This window comes from Pseudomonas sp. xss_2 (assembly GCF_043104195.1).
Classification (GTDB): Bacteria; Pseudomonadota; Gammaproteobacteria; order Pseudomonadales; family Pseudomonadaceae; genus Aquipseudomonas; species Aquipseudomonas urmiensis.
The window spans coordinates 63,029-77,452 of sequence record NZ_JBICKL010000056.1; the positions used below are offsets into that span (position 1 = coordinate 63,029).

Below are 14,424 nucleotides of genomic sequence, written 5' to 3' on the forward strand. Positions count from 1 at the left end.
CTCCTTAGCGCAGGCTGATGGTGGTGTTCACGCCGTCGTTGACGCTGTCGTCGTCGAACCAGCGTGCGGTGACCGTCTTGGTCTGCGTGTAGAACTGCACCACCTGCTTGCCGTACGGGCCGAGGTCGCCGAGCTTGGAGCCACGCGACCCGGTGAAGCTGAAGTACGGCACGGGCACCGGAATCGGGATGTTGATACCGACCTGGCCGATGTCGATCTCGCTCTGGAATTTGCGCGCCGCAGCGCCGCTCTGGGTGAACAGGCCAGTGCCGTTGCCGAACGGGTTGGCGTTGACCAGGGCGATAGCCTCATCGAGGGTATCGACCTCCAGGGTCACCAGCACCGGGCCGAAGATTTCCTGGGTGTAGACCTGCATGTCGGTAGTCACCCCGGAGAACAGGGTTGGGCCGACGAAGTTACCTTGTTCATAGCCCGGCACCGTCACGCCACGGCCGTCCAGCTCAAGCTTGGCGCCTTCCTGGATGCCGCTCTCGATCAGGCCCAGCACACGCTCCTTGGCGCGCTTGGAAACCACCGGACCGACATCGGTGCCCGGCTCGCAACCGGCGTTGACCTTGAGCTGGCTCGCCGCAGCCTTGATGTCTGGCAGCCATTCACGGGCCTTGCCGACCAGCACGGCCACCGAGGTCGCCATGCAGCGCTGGCCGGCAGCGCCAAAGGCAGCTCCCACCAGGGCGTTGACAGTTTGCGTGCGGTTGGCGTCAGGCAATACCACGGCGTGGTTCTTGGCGCCCATCATCGATTGCACGCGCTTGCCGTGCTGGCTGCCCAGGTTGTACACGTGGGTGCCGACTTCGGTGGAGCCGACGAACGAGATCGCCTTGATGTCCTTGTGCGTGCAGATCGCATCGACCACCTGCTTGCCGCCATGCACCACGTTCAGCACACCAGCCGGAACGCCAGCCTCCAGCGCCAGCTCGACCAGCAGCATGGTCGACAACGGGTCCTGCTCGGACGGCTTGAGGACGAAGGTGTTGCCACACACGATAGCCATCGGGAACATCCACAGCGGAATCATCGCCGGGAAGTTGAATGGCGTAATACCGGCGCATACACCGATCGGCTGGCGCAGGGTGTAGGTATCGACGCCACCTGCGACGTTCTCGGCGAACTCGCCCATTTGCAAGGTGCCGATGGAAGCGGCGTGCTCGACCACTTCCAGCCCGCGGAAGATATCGCCCTCAGCGTCAGCCAGGGTCTTGCCCTGCTCGGCGCTGAGGGTTTGGGCGATGCGCTTGGTGTGTTCGCGGATCAGCGCTTGCAGCTTGAGCATGATGCGCATGCGTGCGCCGATCGGGGTGTCGCGCCAGCTGACGAAAGCGCGCTGGGCAGCGGCTACGGCGGCGTCGACTTCCTCTACGGTGGCGAACGGCACACGCGCCAGCACTTGCTGAGTGGCCGGGTTGACGATATCGCGCCACTCGCTGGTTTTAGATTCGACCCATTGCCCGTCGATCAGCAGCTTGACCTGCTCGACTGTGGCCTGGGTGGGGGTTTGAGGTGCGTTCATCTGCGCTCTCCTTGGAATTATTGTGGGACGAGATCGCCAACGCGAGGTGGCGTCTAGGCGCTGATTTCGAGTATAGATGTGCAAACATCCAACAAGAACGCACAAAAAAACCGGATCATCATGCAAAAAGACCTCACCTCCCTCGGGTCGCTGAACTGGGACGACCTGAAGTTCTTTCTTGAAGTGGCGCGCACCCGCAAGGCCAGCAGCGCGGCCAAACGCTTGAGCGTCGACTACACCACGGTGTCGCGCCGGATCAGCTCGCTGGAGGGCGCGTTGGGCACCTTGCTGTTCGAAAAGTCGCGGACCAACGGCTTCGTCCTGACGGCCGAGGGCCAGCGCTTGCTGGGCTATGCCGAGTCGATCGAAAGCACGCTGCACATGGCGTGCGAGCAGGTGTCAGGGTCGGGCGTGGCGTTGTCCGGGCATGTGCGCATGGGCTGCACCGAGGGCTTCGGCAGCTTTTTCGTCACCCCGCAGCTGAGCCACTTCGTCGATGCATGGCCGGCGATCTCGGTGGATATCCTGCCGCTGCCGCACTTCATCAGCCTGTCCAAACGCGAGGCGGACATCGTCATCGCCCTGGAGCGGCCCGAGCATGGGCCATACGTGTGCTGCAAGTTGTGTGACTACCGCTTGCGGCTCTATGCAACGCAGGACTACCTCGACAGCCACGAGCCGATCCGCCAAGTCAGCGACCTGGCCGCTCATCCGTTCATCAGCTACGTCGACGATCTGGCCTTCAGCTCGGAGCTGTTGTACCTGGCCAACTTGATCCCCAACGCCCATGCGCATTTGCGCAGCACCAGTGTCATTGCCCAATACACGGCGGCGCTGCAAGGGCGTGGGCTGGCGATTCTGCCGTGCTTCCTGGCGGCGCAGGATCCGCGTTTGATTACCGTTTTGCCTGGGGAAGTGGACATTACCCGGCAGTTTTGGATGTATTGCCGGGAGGATCTGCGCAAGCTCAAGCGCATCACCTTACTGTGGGATTACATCCGCAACGTGACCGAGGCGAATGCGCCGTTGTTGATGGGCGAAACGCGTGAGATGCGTTTTGCTCGCGAGTGAATATTCCACTGCTTTGCACTTAAGATTCTGGGGCTGCTTCGCAGCCCCACTGATTTTAAGCGGCAACGTGACTCAATCAGACGCCACCACGATCGACACCCGCCGGTTCTCAGTCCGCCCACTGCTGGTGCTGTTATCCGCCACCGGCTGGCTACTCCCCATACCCCGGGTCTGGATGTTCTGTGGCTGCATGCCGATGCCCACCAAAGCCTTGGCCACGCTCTGCGCACGGCGCTCGGACAGTTGCTGGTTGTAGGCGGCCTTACCCGATGCATCGGTGTGACCGTCAACGCGCACACGCTGGATATCGACGCTCAACAAGGCCTTGCCAATGCGTTCGACGATGTCCTGACTCTGGCTATTGAGGCTGTCCAGGTCACTGCCGAACAGCACTTTGCCAGACAGATCGAACGCCCAGCCCTCCTCGGTCGGGGCGAACCCCTCGCGCTTGAGCACGGCCACCTGCTCGGCCGTCAGGCCCTGAGGCACGCTCTGGCAACCACCCAGGGTCAATAGCGCCAGCAGCATGGCCAGCAAAGGAAAACGCAGTTGGGAAAACGGGTGAATCACGGTTAGCTCCTTTTTTTCACGTCAAGCGCCACGTTCCGTATGCGCCACTTGCCAATGGCCACGGCGCTTGCGCTTGGCCTGGTACATCGCCGCGTCGGCGGCGTTGAGTAGACTGGCCGGGTCTTGGCCATCGTCCGGGTAGTAGGCGATGCCTACGCTGAGCGAGGTGGTGAGGCTGTCGCCATCGTCGAGTTGAATTGGCAGCTTCATGCTGGTGACGATTTTTTCCGCGATGCGCTCGGCATCTTCGCGCGAGTGCAGCGGGGTCAGCAGTACCGCGAACTCATCGCCACCGAGCCGTGCGACCAGGTCGTGCTCGCGCAGTTGCGCGCGGATGCGGTTGGCCACACTGATCAGCACTTCATCGCCCACCGCGTGGCCGAGGCTGTCGTTGATCTGCTTGAAGTGATCGCTGTCGAGGAACAGCAGCGCCAGATGCTCCTGCTCCCGGGCCGCGTTGCGCAGGCTGCGGCTTACCCGACCTTCGAAGAAGGCGCGGTTGGGCAGGCCGGTCAGGCTGTCGTGGCTGGCCAGGTGGGCCAGGGTCTCGTTCTCGCTCTGCAGATGGCTCTGCCAGGTTTCCAGCTCGTCGAGCAAGGCGTTGAAGTCGTTGCCCAGCTCGTTCAGCTCAGCAATCTGCGCTTCAGGGACGCGCCGGTCGAAGCTGCGCTCGCGACGTGCGGCATGGGCCACGCTAGCCAGGCTGCGCAACGGGCGGATGATGTCGCCGAGCAAGCGCCGCGACAGGTAGCTGGCAACCAGCGCGCTGAGCATGGTGCACAGCACCACTCCGGCCAGACCACTGAGCAGGAAACGCAGCAGGCTGCGGCCCTGGCCGATCAACTCGATATGCCCGACCTTTTGCTGCTGATGCATGATCGGCAGATTGATCGGCTGCTCGAGCAAGGTGCTGGCAACCATGGCTTCAAGCGGCGCGAGCACGCCGTCATCCTCACGCTGCCAGTGGGCCAACTCCTCACCATCGTTGTTGAACACCTTGGCATCGGCGACCTCTTCGGTGCCGGCGATCGTCACTAGCGCCTCGTTGGCTGCAGCGCGGTCATCGAACACCACTGCGGCTTCCACCGTGTAGTTGATCGAGCGGGCGATCAGGTGCAGGTTGTGGTCGGCATAGACGCGCAGAGCCAAGACGCCTAGCAACGTTACCGAAACACCCGCCAGACCTACCGCCAGCAGCGCGGCGCTGAGATGCCCACGACCGAGCACGGCACGCAGGGTCGGGCGGATAACCCGCTTGGCTGAGGCGATCATGGCTGCGCCGCTCGCCGACGGGACAGCTGCAACACGCTGGGGTGAATGCGCACGCCACTACGCGCTACCGAGTCCAGGTTCACCTCGAAGGTCACCTGACGGTCACCCACCCGCAGGCAGAACAAGCTGCCGACCGTGCACGGGTCATCGGCCTCGCTGATGCTCAGTACCGGTTGGCCGCTGAGGGCCTGAAACAGATGATCGCGCTCGCCCTGGTCGAGCTTGCCGATATACACCGCATCGCAAGCCCCGGCGATGCGCCGGTCGTTGGCCAACAGGCGGCGGACTTGCAGGGGCTGGCCAGAGTTCTGCACGTTGCCCTTGATCAGGTCGTCGGCGTATTCGGTAGGCCCCACCAGGCACAATCGCAACGGCACAGGCTCTGTCGGCCAACGGGCATAGCTGAGAATGCCCAGCACCACCTGGGTAACAGCCTTGGCCCGTTGTTGCACTTGGGCGGTGGTCGCGCCAGTGTCTGCCTGGCTGGGGCTGGCGAAAAGCATCAAGGCCGCCAGCAGCAGCGATAAGGCACAGCCAGTCACTCGACCCCAGGGCGAGACAGCCACCATCATGTGGGAAAACTCTCAAAATCAGGTCAGATAATGCCGCAAAGATAGCATATCGCCGCCAGGAAGCGTGTACGTCCGTCCCAACCCCAGCGCCTCAGACCTGTTCCAGCATCAGCCCGGAAATCCGCCGCACCTTGCGCTTGACCGCCTCCTCAAAAATACCTGCGCGAGGCTCGATCAGGCTGAAACAGTGTTTGGCCCGGGTAATGCCGGTATACACCAGTTCTTTGGTCAGCACCGGATTGAGCGCATCGGGCAGCACCAACGCGGTGTGGCTGAACTCCGAGCCCTGCGACTTGTGCACCGTCATGGCAAACACCGTTTCCACTTCATTGAGCCGGCTAGGCAGGACGAAACGCACACCGCCACTGCCATCGTTACGCGGGAAGGCTACGCGCAGCAGCGATACCCCCTGCTCGTCAGGCAGGCGCAGGGCGATGCCGATATCGCCGTTCATCAGCCCCAAGCCATAGTCGTTGCGGGTGACCAATACCGGACGGCCTTCGTACCAGGGCTGTTGGCTGTCGATCAGCCCGGCGTTGTGCAGCACTCGGCTCACGCGCTCGTTCAACCCTTGCACCCCCCAAGGCCCCTTGCGCACTGCGCAAAGCAGCTGGAAGTCTTCAAAGCTTTGCAGGACCTGGCTTGCCCACACCTCCCAACGAGGATCCGTGAGCGGCGTGCCGGGTTGCGGCCGCTGGCGGCCAATGGTGCGCAGGTAATGGCGATAGCCTTGTGGCCCGTCGTTGCCCAGGCCGTCGAGCAGTAGCCGGTCGAACCGGCGATCATGCTCGCCCTGCAGTGAAAGACCATGGACATCGGCAAGTGTGTGCGTCAGCAACTCGCGCGCCTCTTGTGCCTGCTGGCGATTGACCAGGCGTGCCAGCTGGCCGATACCACTGCCTTCACCAAAACGCCGCGAGTGACGCAGCATCACCACCTGCTGGGCCAGCGGGTTGCGCTGGGCATCGCCGGTCTTGAGGCCGCTAGCGCCCAGCGCCTGGCCACCGACCTGCTCCAGCCAAGCCTGGGTCGCGGATGAGTAACAGCCGTCCTCGGCATCCCGGCATAGATCACCGAGTACCGCCCCGGCTTCCACCGAGGCTAATTGGTCCTTGTCCCCCAGCAGCACCAAGCGTGCCTTGGGCGGCAGAGCGTCGAGCAGCACCGCCATCATTTCCAGGTCGATCATCGACGCTTCATCGATCACCAGCACATCCAGCGGCAACGGGTTGGCCGCATGGTGGCGAAAGTGCCGCGAGCCGGGGCGACTCCCCAGCAGGCGGTGAACGGTACTGACGTCGGTAGGGATCTGCGCACGAATCTCAGCGCTCACCTGCAAGCGCTCGACCTGCTGGCCAATCGATTCGGTCAGACGCGCCGCAGCCTTGCCCGTGGGCGCAGCCAGGCGAATCCGCAGGGGCCGGCCCTGCTCCACCGCAGGGGCTTGCAGCAGCGCCAGCAGGCGCACCACGGTAGTGGTCTTGCCGGTGCCTGGGCCGCCGGTGATGATGCTGAACGCGGCGCGGGTCGCCAAGGCGCAGGCCAGTTTCTGCCAGTCCACCTGGCCGGCCGGCGCGCCACCTTCGAACAGTTGGGCAAGACGCGCAGGCAGATCCGGCGGAATCGACTCATCCGCCGCCAACCTCTGACGTAGCGCATCGTCGATCTGGCGCTCATAACTCCAGTAGCGCCGCAGATACAGGCGCAGGCCGCTGAGCACCAAAGGCCGCGAGCTCTGATCGGGCGTGTTACCGGCAGCGACCAGTGAACTGGCCGCGATGCGTTGGCGCCAGGTGTCTTGATCAAGGTTGGCCAGCAGTTGCGAGGGCAGCAGCAGCGGCCCCGTCAGGGCGTCACCTTCTGGCGGCAGGGACAAGGCGAAATCCGGTTCGGCCAGGGTTTGCGCCAGATCCAGGCAGACATGCCCGTGCCCCAGTTGATGGCTGGCCAAGGCCGCCGCCAGCAACAGCAGCGGATCGCTGCCAGGTGCCCGCTCTTCGAGAAAGCCCACGAAGGCCCGGTCCAGTGCACGCAGCCAACCGCGTTCAACCCAACGGTCGAGCAGGATCAGCAGATCCTTGCTGTCCCTCAGCGGCGCCAGGGCCGCCAGTTGCTCAGCTTGCAGCGGCGTTGGCAATAGGTCGTCGAGACGTCGGCTCATGGCGCGGCTCCGGCAAACAGGTCCTGCTGTTCAGGCGCAAGGGCGCCGCGGAACAATGCGTCGAGGGATTCGATCAGCTCACGCGGCGGCTTGGCGAAATACAGGCCATGACCTGCGCGGTTGGCGCCGCGCAGGAAGATGAACAAGGCACCGCCAACATCGCGGTCGTAATCGTAATCGGGCAGGCGCGCGCGTAATTGCCGGTGCAGGGCGAGTAAATAGAGCACGTACTGCAGGTCGTAGCGGTGTTCGAGGATCGCCTGTTCCATCGCCAGCGCGTTGTAAGACTGGGTATCCGGGCCAAGCCAGTTGGACTTGTAGTCGGTCACGTAATAGCGGCCGTCCAGCTCGAACGCCAGGTCGATGAAGCCCTTGAACATGCCATTGAGCTGGGAGGCCTGCGCCGCTGGCCGAGCGGCGCCAGCGTGGGTGTGACGGGTCACCAGCTGGTCGAGGCGCAGCACATCGACCTGATGGCTGGCGAACCAGAACTCCATCTCGATCTGGTACTGCCGCAAGTGCGCAAGGGTCAGCTGCGCGCCTGGCGCCTGTAAAGGCAGCGGTTCGTTGAGCATGTGCCCAAGCCATTGGCTCAAGGCGGGGATCCAGCCGGTCCAGTCACGCCGATTGCAGCGCTGGCCAACGGTGCGCTCGATCAATTCGGGGTTGGCGCTGATTTCGGCAAAGCCTTCGCGCCCAGCCCACTCCAACAGCCCATGGAGGAAGGTGCCTGGGCCTGGGCCACGGGGGAAGCGATGAATGTCGCCGCTCTCGGCAGGAATTTCACGCAACTGTTGGGCATCGACTCGCTCATCATCCATCAACTGCTGGGCTTGCGAGCTGTCGGCACCCAGGGTCTGGTCGCCGACGCGCAGGGCGCTGTAGGAGGCAATCCACCAGTTCTCTGCGGCAGACCGACGCGGCTTGCGTGCGGGCATCAATTCGCGGGCGTCGTCAGGGAGCAGATAGCGCACCTCATCCGGCGCGGGCACGCTGGCGCAGGCGATATGGGTACTGCCCGCTTGCAGGGCGTGTAGCCAGTCCGTGAGCTGCGGCGAGGCGGCCAGGGGCTGACCGCCGCCAAGCAGATAGCCCAGGGCCGAACGATGCAGCTGCGAGTGCTTCTGGTTGCCACGCTTGAGGTCGGCGACGCCGAGCCAGCAGGCATGCTGGGCGCGGGTCAGGGCGACGTAGAGCAGGCGCAGGTCTTCAGCCAGGCGCTCATCGTCGGCGCGGGCGATCTGCTGCTCATCCGGGGTTAGTGTCAGGTGGGCATTGCCCTGTTCGTCGTGCCAGGTCAGCGGCAGGCGCTGGCCATCGACTGGCTTGCTGGTGCAGATGAACGGTAGGTAGACCAACGGATATTCAAGGCCCTTGGACTTGTGGATGGTCACCACCTTGACCAGCTGTTCGTCGCTTTCCAGACGCAGGATTTGCTCTTCGCCGGCCTGACCAGCACCGGCCAGGTTCTCCGCAAGATGACGAATCAGTGCCTGCTCGCCATCCAGCTCGCCAGCGGCTTGTTGCAGCAGCTCGGCCAGGTGCAGCAGGTTGGTCAGCACCCGCTCGCCATCACTGCGGGCGATCAGCGTGCGTGGCAGTTTGAAGTCGTGCAGCAAGCGGCGCAGCATCGGCAGCACGCCCTGGCGTTGCCAGGTCTCGCGGTACAGGCGAAAACGCATGACCCAGTCTTCCCAGATCCGCTCGTCCTGGTTCAGGCGCTCAAGCTCGGCCAGCGACTGGTCGAGGGTCAGGCTCGCCAGCGCAGCCTTGAGCAAGCGCTCTGAGTCCGGCTCGGCGCAGGCCTTCAGCCAGGCCAGCAGGTCATGGGCCTCCTGGGCGGCGAACACCGAGTCCTTGTCCGACAGGTACACGCTACGCACATCGCGGGCAGCCAGCTCGCTGCGGATCAACTGCGCCTCGCGGCCATCACGCACGAGGATGGCGATGTCCGAAGGCAGGCAGGGCCGCAGCAGGCCGTCAGCGTTGCTGAAGCCGGTTACGCCGCGTTGTCCGCCATTGAGCAGCGCAACGATCTGGCTGGCGCAGCTGCCGGCCAACTGTTGCCGGTACAGGGTGCTGGTCACCGGCTCTTCGCTTTCCAGCCGCCAGCAGTGCAAGGCAGCGGTCGGTTGGCCCTCGATCAGCAACCGCTCGCCGCGTCCCTTGGCGTTCACTTCAATGAAAGGCAAGGGGTTGTCCTGCCCCTCGCGGAACAGGAACGCACCGCGTCCTTGCTCACGTGCCTCCGCCTGGAGGAACACGCGGTTGACCGCGCCGACCATGGCCTGGCTGGAGCGGAAGTTGGTATCCAGGCTGTGCAGCCGGCCTGCGGTGGCGCGCCGGGCAGCGAGGTAGGTGAAAATGTCGGCACCGCGGAACGCATAGATCGCCTGTTTGGGGTCGCCGATCATGAACAAGCCGGTTTCCGTGCGATTCTCGCTGATCCGGTAGATGCGCTCGAAGATGCCGTACTGGACCGGATCGGTGTCCTGGAATTCGTCAATCATCGCCACCGGGAACTGCTCGCGGATCAATCCGGCCAGGCGTTCGCCAGCCTCTTGCCCAAGGGCGTGCTGCAGACGCAGGAGCATGTCGTCGAAGCCCATTTCAGCGCGGCGGCGCTTTTCCACTTCGAAACGTGCAGATACCCAGTTGGCGGCGTGCTCGAGCAAGCGTACATCGGGGCTAGGCAGCGCCTGTAGCTGCTGAGGCAGGCTCTGCATGGCATGTAGCGCTGGGTGCTGCGGCGGCTCGCCAACCTTCCAGGCCTCGGCCATGCCCGCCGGGGTGAGACGGGTGAAGCCAGTGCCCAGGTCCAGTTCCAGCGCCTGCTCATCAGTGGCCCAGCTGCGCAGCTTGTCAAACCAGGGCTCGAAGAAGCGCGCCTGCATTTTGCGGCCATCGACCTGCTTGGCTGCCACGGCATCGCGGCAGATCTGCTGCAACTGCTCGGCCCACTCTGCCCACGGCGCCTTCAGTTGGCCAAGCTGCTCGCTGCGCTGTTGCAGGGTGGCCTCGATCAACGCCTGCGGCTCGACCTCTTCCTGCTCGGCTGTGGCACGGGCGAACAGCGGGCGGATGCGCGGCAACAACGCATCGGGGCTGATCCAGTGAGCGCGGACCCAGGCCAGGGCTTCGCCACGCATGCTGTAGCAGTAGCGGCGCCAGTAATCACGCATGACCTGGCCGAGCAGTTCGCTGTGATCGGTTTCCAGGCTTTGGGTAAACAGGCTGCCGCTGTCGAAGGCATGCTCTCGAAGCATGCGCTGGCACCAGCCGTGAATGGTCGACACCGCCGCCTCGTCCATCCACTGCACGGCCACCTCCAGGCGACTGGCACAGCGTGGCCAAAGCGCTTCGGGATAGTCGTCGCGCAGTAGCTGCAGCAGTGGATCGGCGTCGGCCAGCTCGCCACGGAAGAAGCGCGCAGCTTCTGCCAGGCGGGTGCGGATACGCTCGCGCAACTCTTTGGTGGCGGCGTCGGTGAAGGTCACTACGAGGATCTGCGGCGGCAACAGTTCGCGGCCAAAGCCCTGCTCGTCGCCATGCCCGAGGATCAGGCGCAGGTACAGCGCCGAGATAGTGAAGGTTTTACCGGTACCGGCGCTGGCTTCGATCAGTTGGCTGCCATGCAGCGGAAAGCTCAAGGCCAAAGGGCGGGCCTGGGTCATGCGGCACTCTCCGGATTGCCCAGGGTCTGCCAGGGCGCGGCGAACAGGGGGCGGTACAGGGCTTCACACCAGCCTTCGAATGTTTCATCAGCCGTAAGCGCGGCAAAGTCGCGAAACTGCCGGGCCAGGGCCAGGCTTTCGCTGCGCTCGCCAAAGCTGTTCTGGCCGTCGCCTTCGTAGGCGCGGGCAGCGGCAGCCAGGGCTTTGTCGGCATCATCCTGGGCCAGCCAAGCGAATGCGGTCTTGGCCGCCACTGGCAGCGGCGCGTTCATTGCGGCTTGGCGCGAGATCAGCAGATCGCCCAGCAGGTCGACGGCCTGTGCCTGTGGTAGCGGCTCAAGCAGCAGGGTCAGGTCACTGGCAACCAGGGCGCTGTGCAGCGGGTAGCCGGCGGCGCAGGCAGCCAGGTGCATCACCCAGGCGGGGATCAGGCGATGTCGCTTGAGGTTGTTGCGCCCTGCACTGATGGTGTTGGGCACGGTGGTGATGCTCAACAAGCTCTGGTCATCGGCCTGATAAACCCGGCCCAGCCAGCCCTGGAGGCGATCGCTACCGCGTTCGAAGTGAATCGGCAGGGCGCCCTCGACCAGGGTCGGCCAGCGCTGCAGCAGTTGCCGATGGCGTTGCAGCAGGTCCGGCAGCGGCTGAATCAGCTCGGCCTGGAGGATCTCGCCAAACCCCGCCAGTGGCAGCAGGCCACATGCCTGTAGGCGACGCGCCTGGGTGAGCAAGGCGCGTTCGGCGTTGTCTGGATCGGCCAGCGCTGCGCCCAGCAAGGTCTCGCTAAGGCCGTATCGCTGCAGCGCATCGAGGACGAAAGGCTCTTCGTCCGGAGTCGGCGCTTCAAGTGCCTCGAAGAACACCTTCAAGCGTTGACTGAAGAAATGCCGAACCGGGTGGCGCAAGAAGTCCTGCAGTTGCACCAGGTTCAGTGGCTCGTCACTCACATACGGTGGCAATGGTTGATCAGCCGGAAGCGGCGAGTCGTCGGTCTGGTGCAATACCTGCCACTCATGGGCATAACTGAACAGCGGGCTGCCCTTCTGGAAATAGCGCTGGCTGAAGGGCTGCAAGGGGTGCTCCTGGGTCAGCGCGTGCAGCAGTTGCTGGCCAGGGTCGTCACGCAGCCCTTGCTTGGCTCCGGCCAGTCGCCATCCTGCTGCGAGGTGATCCCGCAACTGGCCAATCAGCACCGATGCCGGACGCTCACTGTTGTCGCGGATGCTGCGACCGACCCAGCTGACGTACAACTGGTCCCGGGCCGAGAGCAGTGCTTCGAGCAGCAGGTAGCGGTCATCCTCGCGCCGCGAACGGTCACCTGGGCGATAGTCGCTGGCCATCAGGTCGAAGTCCAGGGGTTGCTGGGCGCGCGGATAATCGCCGTCGTTCATGCCCAGCAGACAGACCACCCGGAAGGGGATCGCACGCATGGGCATCAGGGTGCAGAAGTTCACCGAGCCCGCCAGAAAGCGCTGCGACAGCTTGCCCTGATCCAGGCCGGACAACCAGGCTTCGCGCACCACCGTCAGCGGCAAGGGGTCTTGCAGGCCGACGGTGTCGCAGGTTTGCAGCCAGGTGTCTTGCAGGTCTTGCAGCTGCACCAGAAGAAACTCGTCGTGTTCGTTTTCAGCCAGGAAGAACACCTGCAGCAAGGCGTTCAGGCGCTCGCCCCACTGCGCTGCGGTGGCGGGTTGCGACAATGCCAGGCAGGCCACATCGAGGGCATCGAGCAAGGCTACTAGCGGGCCGATCAAGGCTGCGTCCAGGCCGCCAATTTCGTCATAAGGTTCGATGCCATCACAGCCCTCGCCCACCCCAACGGCGTAGCCAAGCAGCATGCGTCGCAGGCCGAAGCGCCAACTGTTCTGCTCCAGGCCTTGCGGCAAACCAAGGGTAGCGCGCTGTTCGGCATTCAGGCCCCAGCGGATACCGGCGCCCTCGATCCAGCGGTGCAGGGTTGGCAAATCGCTTTCCTGGATGGCGAAGCGAGCACGTAGCGCAGGAACATCGAGCAGGTCGAGGACTTCACTCACCGCGAAGCGGCTTTCCGGCAACTTGAGCAAGTGCTCCAGGGCAATCAGCAGTGGGTCGCGACCGCGCTGGCCCTGGTCGGTCAGGGTGAAGGGGATATAGCGCGGATCATGGCGATCCAACTGGCCAAACACCGCGCGGATGTGGGGGGCATAGTCATCGATCGCTGGCAGCATGACGATAACGTCGCGCGGGCGCAGGGTTGGGTCGGCGCTGAAACGGGCTAGCAGTTGGTCATGAAGGATTTCAACTTCACGCTGGGCACTGTGCGCGACGTGGAAGCGTATCGAGCGATCCTTGCCGGGATCGACTGGCGGCCACACGTCGCGGGTCTCGGCCAAAGGCCGCAACTCAAGGATGTCATCCTGCAGCTGGTTGAGCAGGTTGGTCGGCTGGCCCTCGCTGAACAGGTCGATACGACCGTCGCTGAACACCCCTTGGTAGCTGGCGGGGTCGTCATAGCTATCGAGCAAGTTGATGTAGTCACGGCCCTGCTTACCCCAGGCGGCCAGCAGTGGATGGGCATGCTGGTGCAGCGAGTCGTCGTCCAATTGCAGCGGCATGCCCTGCTTGCGTTGTTGACGCTTGTACTGGTGCCGGAGCAGATCTTTGTCGGCAACGATATCGGCCCAATGGTGGCGACAGGGGTTATGCACGCATAACAGCACCTGGCTGAAACGGGCCAGGCCAGCAAGGGCTTCGAGGGCTTGCGCGGGCAAGGAAGAGATGCCGAATACGATCGCTCTGCCGGGGAGACCGCTGGGCGCTTGCGCCAGGCTGTGCATGCGCTCGATAAAGCGTTGGTGCACCCCGGCACGGCTCTGGGCCATGCCTTCCAGGCCGACATCTTCGAGTAATGCGCGCCACAACTCGGCCTGCCAGCGATTACCGGGAGCCAAAGGCTTGCGCTCGCCGCGAGCGCTGTTAACCACATGCTCACCGCCAGCCCAGTCCTTGAGCCAGTCGGCGCGGTAGACCTGGTATTGGTCGAACAGATCGGCCAATCGCTCGGCCAGCTGATAGCGCTTGCGCAGGTCGCTGTCGTCGGTCAGAAAGCGTCGCAGCGGTTCGAAATGCGGGCGCTCGATCAACTCGGGGAGCAGGCGCATCAGCCGCCAGGTCAGCGGCGCCTTGTCGAGCAAGGACACTTCGGGGATTTCATCACGGCCCAGGACCTTGCGGTACAGCTGCCACATGAAGCTACCCGGCAATTGCACATCGATGGCAGCGGCAATGCCACAGCCACCTTGGTCGTCGTCCTGTGGGTCTTCGGCCAGGGCCAGCTTGAGCCATTGGGCGATGCCATTGCTCTGTACCAAGGCGACTTCGTTCTCCAGGGGCGCGAGCGGGTAACGACGCATCCAGCTCACAACCAGGCTACGCAGGTCATCCAGGCGGTTGCCGTGAACGATCATGAAGCCGGGGTGCAAGGGGGTATTTGCCATTGGGCACTCTCTGGAGGGCAGTCGGTCCTGGGGAGGAACCATATCATGGGGATGGGCTGCGAACTGAAACCCACACAGCCACATTTCTTTTCAGCCA

8 protein-coding genes are annotated in these 14,424 nt (G+C 63.9%); 1 reads left to right on the forward strand and 7 read right to left on the reverse strand.

Annotated elements, in window-relative coordinates; translation table 11 throughout:
• Positions 1 to 4: 4 nt before the first annotated feature.
• Positions 5 to 1,531 carry a CoA-acylating methylmalonate-semialdehyde dehydrogenase gene (locus ACF8K2_RS13625; RefSeq protein WP_186554286.1) on the reverse strand — a complete coding sequence of 509 codons (1,527 nt, stop codon included), beginning with the start codon at positions 1,529 to 1,531 and terminating at the stop codon, positions 5 to 7.
• Between the two features lie 120 nt (positions 1,532 to 1,651).
• Between ACF8K2_RS13625 and ACF8K2_RS13630 the strand changes: the two genes are divergently transcribed.
• Positions 1,652 to 2,602, forward strand: coding sequence for a LysR family transcriptional regulator (locus ACF8K2_RS13630; protein ID WP_368973628.1), 951 nt, complete (start codon positions 1,652 to 1,654; stop codon positions 2,600 to 2,602).
• 72 nt (positions 2,603 to 2,674) lie between these two features.
• Here the strand turns inward: ACF8K2_RS13630 and ACF8K2_RS13635 are convergent, their stop codons facing one another.
• The 6 genes from ACF8K2_RS13635 to recC all read right to left on the reverse strand — a co-directional run bounded on the left by ACF8K2_RS13635 (position 2,675) and on the right by recC (position 14,327).
• The gene (locus tag ACF8K2_RS13635) at positions 2,675 to 3,130 is read right to left on the reverse strand and encodes an OmpA family protein (RefSeq protein ID WP_186554303.1); all 456 of its coding nucleotides are present in this window, start codon (positions 3,128 to 3,130) and stop codon (positions 2,675 to 2,677) included.
• 63 nt (positions 3,131 to 3,193) lie between these two features.
• Positions 3,194 to 4,444 (reverse strand): diguanylate cyclase domain-containing protein, encoded by a 1,251-nt coding sequence (locus ACF8K2_RS13640; RefSeq protein WP_186554288.1) that lies wholly within the window; start codon positions 4,442 to 4,444, stop codon positions 3,194 to 3,196.
• Positions 4,441 to 5,016 carry a YfiR family protein gene (locus tag ACF8K2_RS13645; protein WP_186554289.1) on the reverse strand — a complete coding sequence of 192 codons (576 nt, stop codon included), beginning with the start codon at positions 5,014 to 5,016 and terminating at the stop codon, positions 4,441 to 4,443. The genes ACF8K2_RS13640 and ACF8K2_RS13645 overlap by 4 nt, the downstream gene beginning before the upstream one ends.
• Positions 5,017 to 5,107: 91 nt before the next feature.
• A complete protein-coding gene (recD, locus tag ACF8K2_RS13650; protein ID WP_392465262.1) occupies positions 5,108 to 7,177 on the reverse strand; it encodes an exodeoxyribonuclease V subunit alpha in 2,070 nt (689 codons plus the stop codon).
• Positions 7,174 to 10,851, reverse strand: coding sequence for an exodeoxyribonuclease V subunit beta (gene recB, locus ACF8K2_RS13655; RefSeq protein ID WP_392465264.1), 3,678 nt, complete (start codon positions 10,849 to 10,851; stop codon positions 7,174 to 7,176). The genes recD and recB overlap by 4 nt, the downstream gene beginning before the upstream one ends.
• On the reverse strand, positions 10,848 to 14,327 hold the full coding sequence (recC, locus tag ACF8K2_RS13660; protein WP_392465265.1) for an exodeoxyribonuclease V subunit gamma: 3,480 nt from the start codon (positions 14,325 to 14,327) through the stop codon (positions 10,848 to 10,850). The genes recB and recC overlap by 4 nt, the downstream gene beginning before the upstream one ends.
• Positions 14,328 to 14,424 lie beyond the last annotated feature (97 nt).

Coding starts and splice junctions, on each gene's coding strand:
- recD (WP_392465262.1), bottom strand. CDS start 7,177: ATGAGCCGACGTCTCGACGACCTATTGCCAACGCCGCTGCAAGCTGAG.
- ACF8K2_RS13630 (WP_368973628.1), top strand. CDS start 1,652: ATGCAAAAAGACCTCACCTCCCTCGGGTCGCTGAACTGGGACGACCTG.
- recB (WP_392465264.1), bottom strand. CDS start 10,851: ATGACCCAGGCCCGCCCTTTGGCCTTGAGCTTTCCGCTGCATGGCAGC.
- recC (WP_392465265.1), bottom strand. CDS start 14,327: ATGGCAAATACCCCCTTGCACCCCGGCTTCATGATCGTTCACGGCAAC.
- ACF8K2_RS13640 (WP_186554288.1), bottom strand. CDS start 4,444: ATGATCGCCTCAGCCAAGCGGGTTATCCGCCCGACCCTGCGTGCCGTG.
- ACF8K2_RS13625 (WP_186554286.1), bottom strand. CDS start 1,531: ATGAACGCACCTCAAACCCCCACCCAGGCCACAGTCGAGCAGGTCAAG.
- ACF8K2_RS13635 (WP_186554303.1), bottom strand. CDS start 3,130: ATGCTGCTGGCGCTATTGACCCTGGGTGGTTGCCAGAGCGTGCCTCAG.
- ACF8K2_RS13645 (WP_186554289.1), bottom strand. CDS start 5,016: ATGATGGTGGCTGTCTCGCCCTGGGGTCGAGTGACTGGCTGTGCCTTA.